Below are 17442 nucleotides of genomic sequence, written 5' to 3' on the forward strand. Positions count from 1 at the left end.
AGGACGCCGAGGTAAAGTTGCCAAAAATGCCCCCGCTGACCACGGCACCCTTGAGAAAACGTTACTAAGGGTCAACCCCTTTTCTCCCTTGGGTTAGGATCAGGGCGAACGCTCAGTATGCTAGCTCCTGTGACTTTTTCCAAACCTCCCAAATCCGCATGGCCCACCTATCGCGGCGGTCGCTGGCTACCCTGGCTGTTGGTGGCTGTCGCGATCTTGGTGGGGACAGCTAGCCTGGTACACCTGCTGACGGAATCCTGGTGGTTTCAGTCGGTGGGTTACGAAGCGGTATTTGGCAAGCGGCTGCGGTGGCAATTGGGGCTGGGGTTGGGCACCTTTGGCCTGACGGCCCTCTGGCTGTGGGGCCACTATCAACTGGCGAGGGGAATCACCCGCGAACGCAGCTATCGGTTTTCCAGTCGCTACAGCAGCCCCCAGCAGCGGGAACAGTTTGAACAACTGATGCACCTGGGCAGTTTGGGGGCGATTGGGGTGCTGGCTCTGGGAGCGGCATGGCAAGGGGCAGCGGCCTGGGAGCAGGTGCTACGGTTCCTCAATCCGACGGACTTTGGCCAAACTGACCCCATTTTTAGCCACGACATCGGCTTTTACCTGTTTCGATTGCCCCTGTGGCAGGGCTTACAGAGCAACCTGCTGGGGCTGGTGGTGTGGGCGCTATTGCTGACCTTAGTGGTCTATGGCCTGAAGGGGGAAATTCGGCCTGAGCGGGGCTGGAAGTATTTCCTCACCGGGGAAGCCAAGGCCCACCTGTGTCTGCTGTTGGCGTTGCTGGCGGCACTGCTGGCAGTGGGCTTCTGGCTAGATCGCTACTCCCTGCTCTATTCCGAGGGAGGCGTGATCTTTGGGGCAGGCTATACCGATGTCCATGCGCGGCTACAAGCTTACTGGTTGATGGGGTTTGTTACCCTGGCCATTGCGGTGCTGTTTGTACTGGCCCTGTGGCGCAGTGGTTTTTCCCTGCCGATTGTGGGCATGGGGCTGTACCTGGCGGTGCTGATTGTGGTGAATGGACTGTACCCCTGGTTTCAGCAAAACTTTGTGGTGGAGCCGAACGAACTCACCATGGAGCGGCCCTACATTGAGCACAATATTGCCTTCACCCGCCAAGCCTACAACCTGACGGACGTGATTTCGGAGCCGTTTCCCGCCGATAGTCCCCTGGATCGGGCGATTTTGGACAATAACCAGCCCACGGTACGCAACATTCGCCTCTGGGACGATGTGCCGCTCCTGAGTTCCTACAAGCAGCTCCAGGAGATTCGGCTGTATTACAACTTCAGCGATGTTGATATTGACCGCTACACTCTCAACGGCGACTATCGCCAGGTGACGCTCTCCGCCCGCGAGCTATCGGTGGCGCAGTTGCCTCCGGAGGCCCAGAATTGGATCAACCGCCAGCTCAAGTTTACCCACGGCTTTGGCCTGGTGATGAGCCCCGTCAACCGTGCGGCCAGCAACGGGATGCCAGAATTTTTCCTGCGCAATGTGCCGCCGGATTCCACGGTGGATCTAACCCTGGATCAGCCCCGCATCTACTACGGAGAGGACACCGCCAACTACATCTTCACAGGCACCAACACCGACGAATTTGACTATCCCCTGGGCGACACCAACGCCACCTACCGCTACACCGGAGAGGGGGGCATACCGCTGAATTCCCTCCTGCGCCGCCTCGCCTACGCCTACGACCTAGGCAACTTGCGAATCCTGATTTCCAACTACTTCAGTGCCGACTCCCGCATCCACTACCATCGCCTGATCCGCGACCGGGTGCAGCGGGTGGCCCCCTTCCTCACCTACGACAGCGATCCCTACATGGTGGTGGTGGACGGACGGATGAAGTGGGTGATGGATGGCTACACCGTCAGCGACCGCTACCCCTACGCCGAACCCCTACACCGCTACAGCGAAATGCTGGCCGTGGCCGATCCGAGCTATGGCCTGCTGCCCCCCAGCGCCAACTATGTTCGCGATGCGGTGAAAGTGTTCATCGATGCCTACGATGGCACCCTAGAATTCTTCGTCCGCGACACCACTGACCCCGTCCTAGCCACCTACCAGAAGATGTTTCCTGGTCTGTTTCAGCCCAGCGAGGCCATGCCCGCCAGCTATCGAGAGCACCTGCGCTATCCCCAAGACATCTTCACCATCCAGGCCCAAATGTATCGGGCCTACCACATGGAAAATCCCGAAGTCTTCTACAACCGCGAAGACCTCTGGCGCTTCCCCGAACACAGCCAGGACGGCACCTTGGAAACCATGGCCCCCTACTATGTGATCATGAAGCTGCCCAAACTGGAGCGGGAGGAATTTCTGCAAATTTTGCCCTTCACCCCCGCCAACCGAGACAACATGATTGCCTGGTTAGCGGGCGGATCCGATGGCGACAACTACGGTCGGCTGCTGCTCTACGAATTCCCCAAGCAGGAACTGGTCTTTGGCCCCAGCCAGATCGAAGCTCGCATCAGCCAAACCCCGGAAATTTCTGAACAAATCACCCTCTGGGGCCAGCAGGGGTCGCGGGTGCTGCGGGGCAATTTGCTGGTGATTCCCATCGAACAATCCCTGCTCTACGTCCAGCCCATCTACCTGCGGGCGGAACAGGGGGCACTGCCAGAACTGCGGCGGGTGATTGTGTCCTACGGCGATCAGGTGGTGATGCGGGAAACCCTCGACCAAGCCCTAGAGGCCATCTTTGGCGCGGCCCGTCTTCCCGTCATCGAGAGCCCTGACAGCCCCGACGGCAACATTCCCGCTCCCTTGCCCAGTGATCTGGCCAGCCTGATCCAATCCGCCCTCACCGCCTACCAGGATGGCCAAACGGCCCTTCAGCAGGGCGACTGGCAACGCTATGGCCAAGCCCAACAACAGCTCGAAACCCTGCTGCAACAACTGGCAGACCAGACGCCCTAGCTCTCTTTCCCGAAGCCTCTTTAATGCCATTCATGGAACGCCCATTGTGGACATAGCCACCGTTTTGCTGCTGTTTGGGGTTGCGGTGGTGGCGGGATGTGTAGACACCATTGCGGGGGGCGGCGGACTGATTACCCTGCCCGCCCTGCTGATGGCGGGGGTGCCTCCGGCAGCGGCCATTGCCACCAACAAGCTCCAGGGCACGGGCGGTTCCGTCACCGCCACGCTGTTCTTTCTGCGCCGGGGGGCCATCCAACTCCAGGAACATCGTCTAGCGGTCGCCATGACCTTCCTGGGATCCATGGCGGGGGGGTGGCTTGTCCTCCAAATCGACGCCGCTATCTTGGCGCGATTGATTCCCCTGCTGCTGATGGCCATGGGGCTCTATTTTGCCCTCTCGCCCAGCCTAGGAGCCATCGATCAACCACGCCGCCTCAGCCACGGAGGCTTTTCCCTCACCATTGCGCCGCTCTTGGGCTGGTATGACGGCTTCTTTGGGCCGGGGACAGGGATGTTCATGGCCCTCGCCTTTGTGGGACTATGCGGCTATAACCTCACCAAAGCCACCGCCCACACCAAACTCCTCAACGCTACCAGCAACATCGCCGCGTTGATTTACTTCATGGTGTTTGGCCAGATGTATTGGCTGGCCGGACTAGCCATGTTTGCCGGACAGTTACTCGGAGCCCTGCTGGGAGGCAGACTGGTGCTAAAACACGGGGCGTTGCTGATTCGGCCCATGGTGACGGTGGTGTGCTTTGCCCTTGCCCTCAGACTGCTGTTAGCGCCTCCCTAAGGTTTTGGGGTTGCCCCAGCGGGCTAGTCTGTAGATAAGTCCGTAGACAAGTCTGTAAATAAATGAGCTTCGGTGAGGCGGTTGCTGGTCAGAATAGCGCTGGTCATCAAACCATGGTGCAGTCGATGGGTGGTATCCAGGGTGTCTGGGGCAAGGCCAAGTTCTGGGGCGGTGGAAAGCGGCGGCACAACCATCGTGGCGGTGGGGGCAGCAGAATAGGCTGAGTTGGCCAAATCCGCCGCTTCAGCCTTGTTTCCGGCGGAGTCTAAGCTGACGACGAGGACGAATGCCAACAGAGCCATCACCAAAGCCAGACGCAGATCAATCACCTGGCGGGCCATTTGGCCCCAGCCCCGGAGCCGTTGCCTGATAGGAAGGGAAGACGTGTGATCAGCCAAACCAAGTGCCCTCGTGATATCTACGATGCGATGCCGCTGGGGGAGCCCAACCTTAGCCCAGGCATGGAGCCAGCCTAGGGAAACCTGAGGCGATATCCCGGCGTTTTTCGATAGCTAGGATTCATGTTATACACATAACTTCACGGAGTTACAACGTGTAACGCAGAGCCGAGAGCGTCCATGACGCTGCAATCCCTTATGCTTCAAAGCTTTTGACGCTTGCCTGATTTTTCCCTCAGCAATCGACCTTTTTTATAAATGAATCTCTATGGTGAGCGGGCGAGGGCTGGGGGCTGGCGATGGGGCGATCCGGGCAACTAGCATGGCGGTCATGGGGAGCCTATCGCCGCCATGCCACGAGAATTGGGCCGATGGGGCTGATGGAGGCCGATATAATGGAGTGATGGCTATCTGGTGCGCCCTATGACAGCACAGCTTCCCACCGTACAGTTTTACGAAGGCATCCTAGAATCCATCGATAACGTCAGCCTGCGACGCAATGCCGACACGGGCGAACGCACGGTACTACTGATGTTTAAGCAACTCAAGGCCATCGAAGCCTTCCAGAGCTTTCGTAGCCAGTTTTCCAAAGCCCTCAAACTCACGGACGAGGAGGGCGTCATTACCATCGAGCCCTCCGGCATTCGGTTTATCTTTGGCGGCGACGAGGGCGACGACCTGGAGCGGGTCGAATGCACCCTCACCATCGACCGAGAAGACCACTGGGAACGGTTCATGCGGTTCATGCACCGCTACGCCGAGGCTAATGGCATGGCCTACGGAGAACCGCCCTCCTCATAAATGCCTCTCCAGCAATTCTCATTTTGGTACATTGACCGTTTGCCCTGAGCTTGTCGAAGGGTGATAAGGCGGTGACAAGGCTTCGACAAGCTCAGCCTGAGCGGGATTGTATTCATCAGCCTAGTCATCCTGAGAATTGCTATACCCCTCGAAGCGTGGTGCCATATCCATCCATTCTGTGCCTGCCGCTGGGATGGTTTATCCTAGAATCCGGTTTGGTGCTGCGTCTTGGCCGACCCGCAGGGACGCCGCCATCGAGACGCCGCCGTTCATAGGTATCGAATGAAAATTGCAATCACCGGAGCCACAGGGTTTGTCGGCAGTCGTTTGGTAGAGCGGCTGCAAGAGGAAGGCCACGACATAGTGGTGCTCACCCGTAGCGCCGATCTGGGACGAAAAATCTTCCCAGCCGAGACCTTTCCCAAGGTGACCATCGTAGAATATACCCCGCTGGCCTCTGGGCCTTGGCAGGGGGCGCTGTCGGGCTGCGATGGGGTGGTGAACCTGGCCGGAGCGCCCATCTCCGAGCGCTGGAGCGATGAGCACAAGCAGGCCATTGTAGACAGCCGCGTGGTAGGCACCGAGAAACTGGTGGAAGCCCTCGCCCAGGCCGATCCGAAGCCGACAGTGTGGGTGAATGCCTCCGCCATTGGCTACTACGGCACCAGCGAAACCGCCACCTTCGACGAAACCAGCCCCGCCGCCGATGATTTTCTATCCCAAGTGTGCCAAGGCTGGGAATCCGCCGCCCAGCGGGTGAAAGACCACGGCCCCCGACTGGTGATTTTTCGCCTGGGCATTGTCCTGGGCATGGGCGGAGCCGTCGCCAAAATGCTGACCCCCTTTCGGATGTTTGCGGGTGGCCCCATCGGCAGCGGGCGGCAATGGTTTTCCTGGATTCACCTGGAAGATATAGTGAACCTGATCATCAAAGCCCTGACCGATCCCACCATGGAAGGGATTTACAACGCCACGGCCCCCAACCCGGTACGCATGGCGGACTTTTGCAAAGTGCTGGGCAAGGTGCTAAAACGGCCCTCCTGGCTCCCGGTGCCCGATTTCGTCCTCGAAACCATCCTCGGCGATGGGGCGCAGGTGGTGCTAGAAGGGCAGCAGGTTCTCCCCACCCGCACCGCCGCCACCGGGTTTACCTACCAATACACCGACGTGAAAGACGCCCTAGTTGACATCGTCAAGCCCTAGGTGAGTGGCTCTCATCCAATGAAATGGTGCATGGATGCTGGCTGGCCCTCACCCTAACTCCCTCTCCCCAAGGGCTACCGCTTATGCACAAGTCTGGGTTCCTAGGGTTGATCCCCCCTAACCCCCCTTAGAAAGGGGGGAACCGGAGTCAAAGTCCCCCTTTCTAAGGGGGATTTAGGGGGATCTCCAAGGACTTACAGCACGAAAACAAGATGGGTATGAGCAGTAGCCTCGTGGGAGAGGGGCCGGGGGTGAGCGATCCAAAGACGTTGCGATCTACTGCCCCTACGTTTGAATCCGACTCCCCACTCTCGACTCCCCACTCCCCACTCTCGACTCCCCATGGACATTAGCGATTTCCGCCGCGATTACACTCAGCGGGGGCTGGATCTGCCGGATCTCGCCCCTGACCCCTACGATCAGTTCACCTTGTGGTTTCAGCAAGCCTGTGAGGCGAAACTGCTAGAGCCGAATGCCCTGGTGCTGTCTACGGTGTCGCCGGAAGGACATCCTTACCAGCGCACAGTGCTATTGAAATACTTTGACCGGGACGGCTTTGTGTTTTTCACCAACTACGGCAGCCGCAAGGCCCAACACATCGAGCATCATCCCCAGGTGTCGCTGCTGTTTCCGTGGTATGCCCTAGAGCGGCAGTTGGCGATTACGGGCACCGCCAGCAAAATTTCCGCCGCCGAATCCTTCAAATACTTCACCTCTCGGCCCAGGGGGAGCCAGTTGGGGGCGTGGGTGTCTCAGCAAAGCCAGATTATTTCCTCCCGGCAACTGCTGGAGATGCAGTTCGAGAAAATGAAGCAGCGCTTTCTCAACCAAGACATTCCCCTGCCCGATTTTTGGGGTGGCTATCGCGTCAAGCCCGCCAGCTTTGAGTTTTGGCAAGGCCGTCCCAGCCGTCTGCACGACCGTTTCCTCTATACCCCTGCCTCAGATAGAGAATCGGGCTGGCAGGTGGTGCGGCTGTCGCCCTAGGGCACAGGACAGCTAAAAACCCGGTTGATTGAGCGGAGGGCGTAGGGGATTGGGGCTTTACCACGGGAGAAACCGGGTTGATCAACCAACCCTTTAGCGGGTGGGGACGAGGCGTTCTCGCAACATGGGCAAGTCTTCCTTCAAAAACACGGCCATGCGACCTAGGTAGGGGGTGCCGCTTTCGCCGTAGGCCAGTTCATACCAGTAGGCAAATCGTTCCCCAGAGCGCACCGCTCCGACCAGGGTGAGATTCGGGTTCTCGGTGGCCTGATCGGTGGGGTACTCAAACAGGATTTGCCCCTGGCGGTAGTCGTTAAAAATTTGGGGGCCGTAGATTAGCCGCAAGGATTCCTCTAGGCGGTCTACCGTGATGTCGTTGGCGTGGTCTACCAGGGTAAAGCGCTCGGTGCGGATGATGCGGCGGGCATTGTCGGGCATTCCTCCCGCCACCGGAAAGAGGCTGGCCTGGAAGGAAAACCGCTGCCCAGGGCTGGGGGTGCGGTTGATGCTGAGGCGCTCGTTGGGCGCAGGGCTGAGGGTGGGGTTGTTGCGAATCCAAGATTCTGCCACACGAACGGATTGCCCCGGAATGGCCAGACTGGGTAGGGCTAAGCTTCCTACCGCAGCAAGGGCTATCCCTAAGCCCAGGCTCCCCTGAGCTCCCCGCCTGAGTATGGAACTCGTCCCCCTTGAGCGTTTCCCTAGGGATAATGCGGCCATCACGTTACCTCACAGTAGCGGGCATCCCATTGTGGTCACCAGGGAACCCGTGCCCCATGATAGCGACCTGCGCGGGTTTTGGCGCGGCGTTCTGTGCCAGCCGGGATAGCAATGCTGGGTGCTGAGACTAACTGAGGGCTGGGGTAGGTGGTTCTGGGCTGGGGAGGACGGATCGAGCCTGGGCCATGTCAGACAGAACGGCATCGAGCAATTGTTCCCGCAGGTCGGGATTAACGGCAAGCGCCCTTGTCCAGTCGGGGATTTGGGTTCCGGTGGGGTCATCTAGATATTGCTGTCCGGCGGAGACAATCACCTGCTCAAAGGTCTCGATAGTGACTTCTTCTTGGTGACGGTCATAGTCGAGGTGGTTGAAGCGGGCATCCACAAAATACTGACGGGCCAGGTTTTGGGCCTCGCGCCGAAATTTAATGCGTAGGCTGCGAATGTGGTCGGGGCCGATCACCACCTGCTCGGTTTCGGTGAGGGTGCGGAGAATAGATTGCAAAATGTCGCGGCACATTTTTTGCAGACCCACATTGGTGGATTGCCCCAGGGTTTGGTGTTTGTGCTCAAAAATGCCCAAATCTACCTGGGCCACGCGCTTCAGGGCCACGTTGCGGTAGACCTCCGCCAGCAGTCCTACTTCTAAGCCCCAGTTGCTTGGAATGCGCGTATTCAAGGCCAAATCGCTGGTCAGGGCAAATTCCCCCGATAGCGGATAGCGGTAGGCGTTCAAGTATCGCAGATAATCGCGGTAGCCGAAGACTTCCATCAAGGAGGTAATCAAGGGCGTTACAAACAGCCGCGTTACTCGGCCATGGAGACGCTGGTGGCCAATGCGGGCGTAGTAGGCTTTGCAGAAGGCGATACCAAATTCTTGCTCTAGCAGCGGGTAGAGCAGCTTGAGGGGATAGGTGCGGTCGTAGGTGGTGATGTCGGCATCGTGGAGGGCAATGGCCACCGCATCCAAGGACGCCACCCCTAAGCCCAACCACACCGCCCGCCCCTTGCCGCGAAATTGCAGCAAATCGAGTCCCTGATCCGCTAAAAATTGCAGAATGGCCGTAATGGCCGGGCCGTTTTCCCACAGTACCCAGGTGGGCTGGGGCAGGGGCGCAAAAAAGTCCACCGCCCGCCGATACTGCTCAACGCTGTCGGCATAGAGACAAATGACGACCCGGTTAACAAAGGGGCATTGGCTGAGGTGGTCGCGAATGGTGGCTAGGGCGGGCCGCTCTAGTTCCTCATAGAGGGAGGGAATGAGCACGGCGGTGGGGTGATGCTGGCTGAGTTCCGTCAGCCTGGTCTCGAGGCGATCTAGATCTCCCCCCAAATCGTGAATGGTGGTAATCAGTTCCTGCTTATAATCCATGCCAACTCCCCAACGATTGCCTCAATCATAGGGGCATCGCATGACCGGGGTAGTCAGCATGACTACTTCAGCCAGCCCTTCAGGCGAGAAGCCACCTGGGGACGGCGCAATTTACGCATGGCCTTGGTTTGAATTTGGCGCACCCGCTCCCGCGACAGGTTGAAAATACCGCCCACCTCTTCTAGGGTGTGGGTTTCGCCTGTGGTGAGGCCGTAGCGCAGGGCAATGATTTCCTTTTCACGCTCGGTCAGCACCTCCGCGAGAACACTGGTAATCTCCTGGCGCATCATATTTTCGCTAATTTGAGATTCCGGCGATTGGGTGCGGCTGTCCTCTAGCAGTTCCATGAGTTCGGTATCTTCGCCTTTGCCCACTCGGTGGTTTAAGGACAAAGAACGGCGGCGCACCTGCTGTAAACTTCTGAGCTGATCCACCGTCACATCGAGGGCATCGGCCAACTCCTGTTCGGTGGGGTTGCGCTGGAGATCCCGACGCAGATCACGGTGAGCTTTCTTCAGTTTATTCAGTTTTTCAACAATGTGAATGGGCAACCGAATGGTACGGGCATCGTTGGCGATGGTGCGGGTAATCCCCTGACGAATCCACCAATAGGCATAGGTGGAGAATTTGTAGCCCTTGTCGGGGTCAAATTTTTCCGTAGCACGGTTTAATCCAAGGGCACCTTCTTGAATCAAATCCAGGAAGGGAACGCCTCGATTTAGGTAGCGCTTAGCGATAGAAACGACCAGGCGCAAATTCGACCGAATCATTCGCCGTTTTGCGGCTCGACCATCGTGGAGTTTTTGACTAAACTCGGCTTCGGTTAGGTTCAGTTTGGCTAGCATCTCTTGACGGGTGGGCTTACGGCCTAGTTCCTTCGTGAGCTTTTCGCTAACGCTGTCTACCTTAGCCAGAAAACGCACCTGACGGGCCAACTCGATCTCCTCGCTCGGCTCTAGGAGAGGATAGCGGGCCATCTCCTTAAAAAAGGCTCCTACAGCGTCATCGCTGAGGGTTTTGCTGTAGCCAGAGATGCCCATTTCCGAGAGCTCACTGGCCTGGGTAAACTTGGCCAAGACCTCTCGATCCTCTTCCCAGGCGACATGCTCAAGGGCAACCTCGCCTTCCGCCAGGGGAGATTTTTCGGTAGCGCGAGTAAAATCGTTGGAGAACTCATCGAGGGAGTGCTCTGGCCAACCGATAGAACTGTCTGTGCTGGAGTTAAATGTAGTGGTCATAGGAGTCAGTAAATCTGTATGGCTACAGGTTGGAAGCATGTATATCAGACTGCCCGATTAGTGACAGCCCCTAGCACGAACTTTTAGCCTGTGGGGAACGATTGGGAGAGGTAATTTTGTGAGTCCACAATACGCACTTTTCTGAAAATTCCCAGGCAATGTAACATTTCTTTGTGGTTCTGCGTAGTGTAGCAAGCTTTGCCAATTTTGCAAGGGAATTTTTCAAAAAATCTTGTGCCATTTTGATGAATCCTTGTCGTCCATTTCTCCTTATTCTTAAGCATGGAAAACCGACCTAAGCACTGTCGTGGGCGCTAGGCTTTTAGGGCTAGATAGCTAACCCAAATTCTGGGAGCACCCAGGTAGCTCCAGCCTTTAAACTGGCATTACACCCAGGACAGTTGCCCCTATGGTTCAGCCCCGTTTCGAGTCCGCTTCCCATTCACCCAGTTGGGTCAATGTTTTAGTTGACTACGGGGGGCAACCGGAGATTTATACCTATCGCCTACCGGAACACCTGACGGTGGAGGCGGGCGACATTCTCACGGTGCCCTTTGGGTCGCAACAGGTGGGGGCCATTGCCCTATCCCTGCTGACCACACCACCGCCTCATCTCAGCCCTGATCAAATTCGGGTCGTAGAAGGCGTGGTGGAGAAACGTTTTTTTGCACCGCCCTACTGGACGCTACTGCAACGGGTGGCCGAACGGTACCAAACACCCTTAGTTCAGGTGCTTAGAACGGCGTTACCACCGGGGTTGCTGGCACGATCCCAGCGTCGGTTGCGGCTGTGTCCTGAACGCATCCCCTCCCAGGTTGACGGGTCATTATCGCCCGCCTTGATCACTCTATTGGAGATCCTGCGTCGTTCAGCCACGGGTGATTATACATGGCAATATCTAAAACGGCACAACATTTCCTACCGAAATATTCAACAATTGATTCAACTGGGCTGGGCAGAATCTTACCTGGCCCCGCCCCAGCCGCCTCAACCCCAGCAACGACAGGCGGTTACGCTGGTGGCCGATGTTGCGGATCTGGCGGATCTCACTCCTAGGCAGGCGGAAATCTTAACGATTTTGAAACGCCACGGCGGCGATCTGTGGCTCAGCGATGCCCTCCAGCGGTGCCAAACCACCAGCGCTACCCTGAAGCGGCTGGCCCAAAAGGGGTATCTGGCCATTGCCCCCCGCGAACGGCTACGTACCGAAACGGTTCCCGCCCTCGCCGCCGACCAACCCAAGGCATTGACCCCTCCCCAGGCCCAGGTACTAGCCGCGATTACCCAAACCCATGGAGCAGCCCAGTTTTTGCTCCATGGGGTGACGGGGTCGGGCAAAACCGAGGTGTATCTTCAGGCCATTGCGCCTCGGCTGGCGGCGGGTCAATCCGCCTTGGTACTGGTGCCGGAAATTGGCCTCACCCCCCAACTGACGGATCGCTTTCGGCGGCGGTTTGGCTCCCAGGTTTGCGTGTACCACAGTGGCCTCAGCGATGGCGAACGCTACGACACCTGGCGACAATGCCTGCAACCGGGAAATCCCCTGGTGATTGTGGGCACCCGGTCGGCCATTTTTCTGCCCCTGCGCTACCTAGGGCTGATCGTCCTCGACGAAGAACACGATGGCAGCTATAAACAGGACGTGACCCCCTGCTACCATGCCCGCACCGTTGCCCAGTGGCGATCCGAACTGGAAAACTGTCCTCTGATTTTGGGGTCTGCTACCCCTTCCTTAGAAACCTGGGTGCAGTGCCATCCTGGGTTTCGAGGTTCAGACCTCAGTGATCAAAGCTCAACCTTTAACCTTCAACCTTCAAAGTTCAGTTCCCCCCAATCCCCCCTCCCAGAATCCCAACGCCAAATCCTTCAGGGTGAGGAGACCTCGCCCCTACCCAACTGCCGACTGCCGACTGCCGACTGCCCACTCCCGACTCCCCTCCCCGCGACCTATCTGTCGTTGCCCCAGCGGGTTCAGGCTCGGCCTATGCCCAAGGTGGAGGTTATCGACATGCGGGAGGAACTGCACCAGGGTAACCGCAGTATTTTTAGTCGGCGGCTTCAGGATGCTCTTACCGAAATGAAGACCCAGGGGCAGCAAGGGCTATTGTTCATCCATCGGCGGGGGCACAGCAGTTTTGTGTCTTGCCGCAGTTGTGGGCTGGTGATGATGTGCCCCCATTGCGATGTGTCGTTGTCCTACCATCAGCCCCACGCCCACAGCGCCATGACTCTGCGCTGCCACTATTGCGGCCACCAGCAGGGCCATCCCCGCCATTGTCCCGACTGTGGATCGCCCTACCTGAAGCACTTTGGCAGCGGCACCCAGCGAGTGGTGAATGCCCTGGCGGAGCAGTTCCCTGGCCTGAGCTGCATCCGCTTTGACAGCGACACCACCCGCACTAAAGGATCCCATCGCGCCCTGCTGACCCGCTTTGCCGAGGGGGAGGCCGATGTGCTGGTGGGCACCCAAATGCTGACCAAGGGCATCGATCTGCCCCAGGTGACCCTGGTGGGCATCATCGCCGCCGATGGACTGCTGTATATGAGTGACTATTGGGCTAGCGAACGGGCTATGCAAGTGTTGATCCAAGTGGCGGGGCGGGCCGGACGGGGCGACCAACCGGGCCAAGTCCTGCTGCAAACCTACACGCCGGAGCATCCCGTTATCGAAGCGGTGACCCACCACGCCTACGAGCCCTTTATTGCCACCGAGTGGGAGCAACGCCAGATCTTGCAATACCCTCCGGCGGGTCAGTTGGTGCTGTTGCGGCTGAGCAGCTTCGACGCCCAGGCCGTGCAGCGAGTTGCCGAGACCGTCGCCCAGCACCTCGATACCTACCTCCAAGGCTGGCCCCACATCCGCCTTGGCCCTGCGCCAGCCCCCATTTTGCGGGTGGCCCGTCGGTTTCGATGGCAAATTCTGCTGAAGTTTCCCCCAGGGCTGCCCCTGCCCAATTTGCAGGCGCTGCGAGATCTGTGCCCCACCTCGGTGAGCCTCACCATTGATGTCGATCCGCTCAATTTGTCCTAGATCTGGGCGATGGAAGCCCCCATCGTAATCCATGGTGGCTCGGAAGTTGTCGTAGGGGAGACCATTCAAGGCATCCTGGAGGCCGCGACAGCATTCCGCTTCATTTCGTTTATCCTCGCTATTTTAGACCCAACTATTTCAAGCATTCCATTCAAAGGATTACCCTTTTGGGGCTCTTCTGGATCCAGGGTGATAAGTTTACCGAATCAGAAAAGCAAGCTAATAGGGGCTTACGGAAGTTCCCACAGTTCCTAAACCCATAAGCTTGGCGCTTAATCAACTTAAATTGATCCAGGCATTGGTTTGGTGGGCCTGGTGGGCAGCGTCCATCAGCCGTTGGGAGAGCACCCCTTCCACAATGGACGGAGCGGTGGTTTGGCCTTGGTCGATGTCGTTCACCCAGTGGTTGACGACGCGCACAAAGGGAGCAATGCGGCCATCGGCGTAGGTGGTGAGAAAGTCTAGCCGTTCGGGGATGGCCAATTCGCTGAGGGGTGCGCCGCCCTGACTGCCCCAGAGCCGAAAGCCGTGGACGTAATCCGTCAGATTGTCGCTGCCCAAGACGAGGGTGCCCTGGTCACCGTAGACTTCGACCCAGTGGCCCCGTCCAGCATAGGTGACGGAGCTAATCGCCACCTGGCAGGGGGCACCGCAGGCCAAATCCAGGGTGAGGCTACAGGTATCGTCGGCATCCACGGGTTTGAGGGTGCCGCTGGCGGGGTCGTGGCGTTGGGGAATGGCGGTGCTGAGGCGGGCACTGAGGCGTTCGATGGGGCCAAATAGCCAGGTTAGGTAGTCGAAACTGTGGGAGGCAAAGGCTCCAAGGGCACCGCCGCCAAGGGCTTTCTGGGCGTACCAGTTCCAGGGACGGCGGTGATCGGCGCGACCGGGCACCGTCCAGTCCACTTTGACGAAACGTAGGTTGCCCACGTAGCCCTCGGCCAAGCGTTCCGCCAACCGCTGCCATGCCGGGACGAAGCGAAACTCAAAATCGAGCGTCACCACCCGCTGGTGATGCTGGGCCAGGGCTTGAATTTCCAGGGCTTCAGCCACATTGAGGGCCGTCGGTTTTTCTAACAGGACGTGCTTTCCAGCCTTGAGGGCGGCGGTGGCCATGGCGTGGTGCAAAAAGGGCGGCGTGGCCACGGTAACGGCCTGTACCTCTGGTAAGGCGAGCAGGGCATCCACACTATCGCAGGCGTGGGGGATGTGGTGGGCTTCCGCCACCGCCTGGGCCTGGGCCAAGTCTCGGTGGTAGACAGCCACAACCTCGGTGCGATGGTGAGCCTGGAGGCCGGGGATATGCACCTTTTGGCCAAACCCAGTGCCCAAAACGCCGACGCCTAGTGTGGTTGCCATCGCTGTTTTTTCCTTAACTAACCGATCTCTAAAACCAACGTGATACCCCACTTCTTCTCCAGGGTGAGAAGTGGATGAGTCGTGGTGCGATTTACCGCCAGAGGCCCATCCTACCAAGATCTGTCGTACCCCTACCTCTCCCCACTCACGCATAGGGTGGGCTTTGTCCAGAATCTCCCTGGAGATCTAGCGGGTGAGTTTGAGAAAGATCATAGAGCGGGTTCCACTCGAAGAAAGTACACCGCGAAGATCCCCCCAGCCCCCCTAATAAGAGGGGTACAAGGTAAATCTTCTACAGCAATAACCTGGGGAAATCTGAAGCTAAACAAGCTTGCATCTTACTGAAGCGAGAACCGCTATATAGCGGTTCTAAGTATTCTTTGACCTGACGGACGAAATTCTCAGCTTGCACAGAAGACTCGGTGGGTGCATCTCAGTTAGGCGAGAGTAGATAGACGCATGGCGGAAGAGGAGGGTTAGCGTCAAGATAGCCCTATCGTATGCGTCAGACTGTTGTTTCAGAATCCAACAAAGTGGGCTGCGGCTCACTCTCCAGATCATCGGTAATGGACGGGAACGCAATTTCTGGGTCGGGAAAGATAGACCGCTGCTCGATCCAGTAGCCCAGCGTCCACAGGGAAACGAAGGAATCCACCACCAACACCGGAAAGTAGCCGTAGGTGCTGGAGTTAGCAAACCCGCGAGAGGCGACATAGAGCGCCACCATCCAGGCTTTTTCCGCAAAGGAATAAAACACCACTGGGGCACGCCAGGATTTTTTGAAGGCCGCCACAACCATCACCACCCCCATAAATCCCACCATGACGCCCCAGTGGTAGTAGAAGAAGTAGTGCCCCTGATCGAAATAGTTCGCCTCAAAGGTTGCATCGAAGGGAAGCTTCAAAATATTCACTATCGCCCAGGCTGGCGCAAGGGCATAGATAAATGAGGATGCCGTAGCCAGCCCCATAACGAAGAGCATCTTAGGCAGGTGGCGGGTGAAAAACATGGCCAAATCCTTGGGTTAAATAACTCAGACTACGATGATGAATTGCAATAATCAACCATCGATTTATTTACTTAATATCGAAGAATTATCCCGCAGGGATTGCGCTTTACCAAGCCATCATAGGATCAATCCTATATTAATCCTATTTTTTTGTGCTAAGTAACCAAATACAATCGTAACAATCAACAAAGATGCCTCCGCCAAGTCGGTTACACCTAATGCCTTCAGCATGGCGATGCCAACGCTAATCATCCTAGGTCTGGTCTGATCATTCATCTATCCTACCGACTGAGCAAAACCAAATTCCCCTAGATTAGCAGGAATGGCAAGCTGTTAGTCATCTAAAATACATTGGCTAGATCGCCCCAAAAGCCTTTTAGCAAAGGCTTCAGAGAAAGCTAATATGCAATTTAGATGCACACAGCTTATCGTTAACAAGACTTGACGAGCACCGTTGTAAGGTGAGGTATGAATGCACGTCTACTCATCCGAAATCCCTCTGAGTTGCCAGTCCAACGGCCAGCGGCGAGTTGGCCTAGGTATCTAGAAGCTACGTTCAACGATGTTGATCATTTCGGTGAAGCCCTTTCTCCCGGTGGGTTCCAGTTAACCCAACTCAGTCGGGGTGCTTTTCAAGGGCGCTTGTCCTCCTGGGCATTGAGTCCCGGCCTAGTTGTGACCCGGTACCAGACGAACCAAGCGCTTCAGGTGACTAATGACAAACGGCCCGATCATCTCAGATTTGTAGTTCTCCTAAATACACCGTCCCTTCCCGCTTTTGCCCGCGATAGGCCACTCGTGGCCAACGCAATTTTTGGCTTTGATATCGAGCGTCCTGTTCATCTCATCACCTCCCCAGGGGGCCAGGATCAGTGCAAAATTGATGTCTCCAAGGCGTTGTTTCAACACTATGCTGCCCTTGCTAATCGCTACGATTTAGACGACAACTTCCTCCAAAACAATATGGCGGTGTCCACGGCGGATCGCTTCTCTCCCCTTTGCAGCTATCTCCGCCAACTCTTCCAAGCCGGGTCAGATCATCAGATCTGGCACCATACTCCCCAGGCCGCTACCCTGCTGGAACAAGCCTTAATCCCACTCCTGATTGACGCCCTGCCTCCGGGCCACCAAGCCGAGCCCCCCCGCCCCTACCGTCGAGCGGCCTTGGTGATGGCGGCCAAGGCCTACATCATGGCCAATCTCGACCACCCCCTGACCCTGGCGGATATTTGTCAGGCGGTATGTGCCAGCCAGCGGTCGCTTCAGTACGGGTTCCAGGAAATGCTGGGCATGGGACCCATGGCCTTTGTGAAAGTGCAGCGCCTCCACAGTATTCGTCGCGCCCTGATCCACGCCGACCCAAAAATCGAAACCGTGGCTCACCTTGCCCACCAATGGGGCTTTTTCAGCCTGGGTCACTTCTCCAGGGACTACAAGCAACTCTTTGGTGAGTCGCCATCCCAAACCTTGCAGCGACAATAGGGATCCAAGGTATTAAATGATTAAAAAATAGTTAAAAATATCGATTCTATTCCAACTAGACCTTAGGGAATGGCCTAATTCTAGCGGCGATCTTCACGACCACTATTCAAAA

General features: G+C 57.2%; 13 protein-coding genes. 7 read left to right on the top strand and 6 right to left on the bottom strand.

The annotated features are described in order from the left end of the window. The first annotated feature begins 129 nt into the window (after window positions 1-129). Together H6G62_RS07740 and H6G62_RS07745 are read left to right on the top strand one after the other, a co-directional pair. Window positions 130-2934 (top strand): UPF0182 family protein, encoded by a 2805-nt coding sequence (locus H6G62_RS07740; RefSeq protein ID WP_347239307.1) that lies wholly within the window; start codon window positions 130-132, stop codon window positions 2932-2934. Between the two features lie 46 nt (window positions 2935-2980). After that, window positions 2981-3730 (top strand): TSUP family transporter, encoded by a 750-nt coding sequence (locus tag H6G62_RS07745; RefSeq protein ID WP_199324822.1) that lies wholly within the window; start codon window positions 2981-2983, stop codon window positions 3728-3730. A gap of 23 nt (window positions 3731-3753) precedes the next feature. On the opposite strand, the gene H6G62_RS07750 is transcribed toward H6G62_RS07745, so the two are convergent. Next, the gene (locus H6G62_RS07750) at window positions 3754-4128 is read right to left on the bottom strand and encodes a hypothetical protein (protein WP_190493729.1); all 375 of its coding nucleotides are present in this window, start codon (window positions 4126-4128) and stop codon (window positions 3754-3756) included. Between the two features lie 423 nt (window positions 4129-4551). On the opposite strand from H6G62_RS07750, the gene psb28 reads away from it, so the two are divergent. From psb28 to pdxH, 3 genes are all read left to right on the top strand, one after another. Next, entirely contained in the window at window positions 4552-4929 is a 378-nt protein-coding gene (gene psb28 / locus H6G62_RS07755; RefSeq protein WP_190493730.1) for a photosystem II reaction center protein Psb28, read from the top strand. A gap of 282 nt (window positions 4930-5211) precedes the next feature. Beyond that, window positions 5212-6132: a TIGR01777 family oxidoreductase gene (locus tag H6G62_RS07760; RefSeq protein ID WP_190493732.1), complete on the top strand. Its 921-nt coding sequence runs from the start codon at window positions 5212-5214 to the stop codon at window positions 6130-6132. Between the two features lie 342 nt (window positions 6133-6474). Continuing rightward, the gene (gene pdxH, locus H6G62_RS07765; RefSeq protein WP_190493734.1) at window positions 6475-7119 is read left to right on the top strand and encodes a pyridoxamine 5'-phosphate oxidase; all 645 of its coding nucleotides are present in this window, start codon (window positions 6475-6477) and stop codon (window positions 7117-7119) included. 93 nt (window positions 7120-7212) lie between these two features. On the opposite strand, the gene H6G62_RS07770 is transcribed toward pdxH, so the two are convergent. The 3 genes from H6G62_RS07770 to H6G62_RS07780 form a co-directional block, all read right to left on the bottom strand. Then, window positions 7213-7689: a hypothetical protein gene (locus H6G62_RS07770; RefSeq protein ID WP_190493736.1), complete on the bottom strand. Its 477-nt coding sequence runs from the start codon at window positions 7687-7689 to the stop codon at window positions 7213-7215. 277 nt (window positions 7690-7966) lie between these two features. Further along, window positions 7967-9211, bottom strand: coding sequence for a glucosyl-3-phosphoglycerate synthase (locus H6G62_RS07775; protein WP_190493738.1), 1245 nt, complete (start codon window positions 9209-9211; stop codon window positions 7967-7969). A 62-nt stretch (window positions 9212-9273) separates the two neighbouring features. Further along, window positions 9274-10251, bottom strand: coding sequence for an RNA polymerase sigma factor, RpoD/SigA family (locus H6G62_RS07780; RefSeq protein WP_199324826.1), 978 nt, complete (start codon window positions 10249-10251; stop codon window positions 9274-9276). A gap of 607 nt (window positions 10252-10858) precedes the next feature. Between H6G62_RS07780 and priA the strand changes: the two genes are divergently transcribed. Then, window positions 10859-13480, top strand: a complete 2622-nt coding sequence (gene priA, locus H6G62_RS07785) for a primosomal protein N' (protein ID WP_190493741.1) — start codon at window positions 10859-10861, stop codon at window positions 13478-13480. Between the two features lie 276 nt (window positions 13481-13756). Here the strand turns inward: priA and H6G62_RS07790 are convergent, their stop codons facing one another. Next, on the bottom strand, window positions 13757-14839 hold the full coding sequence (locus H6G62_RS07790) for a Gfo/Idh/MocA family oxidoreductase (protein ID WP_190493743.1): 1083 nt from the start codon (window positions 14837-14839) through the stop codon (window positions 13757-13759). Between the two features lie 505 nt (window positions 14840-15344). Next, complete coding sequence (locus tag H6G62_RS07795) at window positions 15345-15848, bottom strand: hypothetical protein (protein WP_190493746.1); 504 nt, start codon at window positions 15846-15848, stop codon at window positions 15345-15347. A 798-nt stretch (window positions 15849-16646) separates the two neighbouring features. Between H6G62_RS07795 and H6G62_RS28550 the strand changes: the two genes are divergently transcribed. After that, on the top strand, window positions 16647-17330 hold the full coding sequence (locus H6G62_RS28550) for a helix-turn-helix domain-containing protein (protein ID WP_190493748.1): 684 nt from the start codon (window positions 16647-16649) through the stop codon (window positions 17328-17330). Window positions 17331-17442: the final 112 nt, after the last annotated feature.

Source organism: Phormidium sp. FACHB-1136 (assembly GCF_014697375.1).
In the GTDB taxonomy this organism is placed as follows: Bacteria; Cyanobacteriota; Cyanobacteriia; order Phormidesmidales; family Phormidesmidaceae; genus Nodosilinea.

Bases quoted from the DNA above. Each gene is read 5' to 3' on its own strand.
- psb28 (WP_190493730.1), top strand. From the start codon at position 4,552: ATGACAGCACAGCTTCCCACCGTACAGTTTTACGAAGGCATCCTAGAA.
- H6G62_RS07760 (WP_190493732.1), top strand. From the start codon at position 5,212: ATGAAAATTGCAATCACCGGAGCCACAGGGTTTGTCGGCAGTCGTTTG.
- pdxH (WP_190493734.1), top strand. From the start codon at position 6,475: ATGGACATTAGCGATTTCCGCCGCGATTACACTCAGCGGGGGCTGGAT.
- H6G62_RS07775 (WP_190493738.1), bottom strand. From the start codon at position 9,211: ATGGATTATAAGCAGGAACTGATTACCACCATTCACGATTTGGGGGGA.
- H6G62_RS07780 (WP_199324826.1), bottom strand. From the start codon at position 10,251: ATGGGCATCTCTGGCTACAGCAAAACCCTCAGCGATGACGCTGTAGGA.
- priA (WP_190493741.1), top strand. From the start codon at position 10,859: ATGGTTCAGCCCCGTTTCGAGTCCGCTTCCCATTCACCCAGTTGGGTC.
- H6G62_RS07790 (WP_190493743.1), bottom strand. From the start codon at position 14,839: ATGGCAACCACACTAGGCGTCGGCGTTTTGGGCACTGGGTTTGGCCAA.
- H6G62_RS07795 (WP_190493746.1), bottom strand. From the start codon at position 15,848: ATGTTTTTCACCCGCCACCTGCCTAAGATGCTCTTCGTTATGGGGCTG.